Source organism: Flavobacterium micromati (assembly GCF_900129585.1).
Classification (GTDB): domain Bacteria; phylum Bacteroidota; class Bacteroidia; order Flavobacteriales; family Flavobacteriaceae; genus Flavobacterium; species Flavobacterium micromati.
In genome coordinates, this window is the sequence record NZ_FQWF01000027.1 from 1 (window position 1) to 1826 (window position 1826).

Genomic DNA, 1826 nt, shown 5'->3' on the forward strand with positions numbered 1-1826 from the left:
CATTACGATAACTCCATAGTGTTGACGGCATGTAATCGGTTCCGTTCAACCGCGGGTTCATTGTTCGTTCTTCGAACGCAACGAAACCCTAGCTGTTATAAGAAGTACATTTATTCGCCAAGTAATTCTTCCACTTCTTTTTGCAAAACTGGTAAATTTCTAATTACAATTCCCCAAATTACATCATCAGAAACTGAGTCATATCCGTGAATAATTCTATTTCTAACATCTACGATCTTTCTTGAGTTCGAAATTACAATTTCGTTATCAAGTTTCAGAATTCGGTTCATTGCTTCACCGATTATTTCAATATTTCTTTCAACAGCTCTTTTTGTTCTTAAATCATTTTGGTAAACCTCAAATAATTTTGGAGTATCAATATAATAGCTTTCAATTTCATTGATAGAACTTAAAATATCATAAAGCCAAGTTTTAATATTATTGTCCATAAATCAACTGTTTTTTTTGATTTATAGTTTTTCTAAAAAAAGGATTTTTTATTGCTTTTTCCTCAAGTAAATCGACACTTCGTTTGAAAATATTTTCTAAAGAAAATTTTAAATCATAATAATTATCTCCATAATCTAGAACATCTAATTGTTGGAAATCTACAATCAGATCAATATCACTTTCGGCATTAAATTTATCATTTAAAACTGAACCAAAAGCATATAGTGATTTAACTTTATGTGATTTACATAAGTTTAAAATGTCTTTTATATGACTTTCAATTAAATTCATTTTATCTATTTTTTTATAAAAGTAATGAAAAGAAATTTAGTTGTATAATTTATTGTGAATTTCCGCAATTTTGGGCGTATTTCTGGTAACGTCAGTCTGTGAAAAAACTTCCGTTTTATTTGCGTCAAATATAGTATTTTATTTTGGATATAAGAGAGAAATTTTGTACATTTAAAGATGCAACATATATCTGGAACATCGCGTCAACAGTTACAAATAAGTAGTTTAGAAGATAAAATCGCCTCAGATAATCCCATACGTTTTATTGAAGCTTTTGTAGAGCATATCTCACTTGAAGCACTTGGTTTTACGGTACAAACTATAAAATCCGAAGGGCGCCCCAGTTTTGACACTAAGTTGTTTCTTAAAATCTATTTATACGGTTACTTAAATGGCCTTAGAAGTTCTAGAAAGTTAGAAAAAGAGTGCTTTCGCAATATCGAATTACAATGGCTTTTAGAGGCTATTTGCCCAAATTATCATAGTATTTCTGATTTTAGAAAACAAAATCCAGCAGGGCTTAGAAAACTATTCAAACTCTTTGTTTCTTTTTTGAAAGATGCCGATCTGGTTGCTGGTGAAACCATTGCAATTGACGGCACAAAAAGCAGAGCGCACAACAGCAAGAAAGCTAATTTTAACCAAAAGAAAATTGACAAACACTTGGCTTATATTGAAGAAAGAACCCAAGAATACTTGACAGAATTAGAAACAAATGATGTAAAAGACAACACAGTAACCGTTACTAAAATCCAAGAAAAAATAGCGCGATTAAAGAAAAACAAAATCCGTTATGAATTACTGGAAGAAAAACTAAAAGCTAGTGGCGAACCTCAAATTAGTACCACCGATTCTGACTCACGCGCACTACTGGTTCAAGGAGTTGTGGTCGAGATAAGTTACAATGTTCAGGCAGCGGTAGACAATAAACACAATTTAGTGGTTGCTACTCACACTATTAATCGCAATGATCGCAACGCACTGGCAGCTATCGCTATCGAAGCCAAAGAAAATCTAGAGCTAGAAACTTACACGGCTTTGGTAGATAAAGGCTACCACAACGGACGCGAAATCACTGAGTGCAA

The 1826-nt window shown here is 32.5% G+C and carries 3 protein-coding genes; 1 reads left to right on the forward strand and 2 read right to left on the reverse strand.

All coding sequences use genetic code 11. The features are described 5' to 3' along the window. Nucleotides 1-110: 110 nt before the first annotated feature. Both BUB42_RS15955 and BUB42_RS15960 read right to left on the reverse strand, forming a co-directional pair. Nucleotides 111-449 carry a HepT-like ribonuclease domain-containing protein gene (locus BUB42_RS15955; protein ID WP_073022158.1) on the reverse strand — a complete coding sequence of 113 codons (339 nt, stop codon included), beginning with the start codon at nucleotides 447-449 and terminating at the stop codon, nucleotides 111-113. Continuing rightward, complete coding sequence (locus tag BUB42_RS15960; protein WP_073022160.1) at nucleotides 439-741, reverse strand: nucleotidyltransferase family protein; 303 nt, start codon at nucleotides 739-741, stop codon at nucleotides 439-441. The genes BUB42_RS15955 and BUB42_RS15960 overlap by 11 nt, the downstream gene beginning before the upstream one ends. Before the next feature lie 177 nt (nucleotides 742-918). On the opposite strand from BUB42_RS15960, the gene BUB42_RS15965 reads away from it, so the two are divergent. After that, on the forward strand, nucleotides 919-1826 hold a 908-nt coding region (locus BUB42_RS15965), incomplete at its 3' end, for a transposase (protein WP_139257439.1).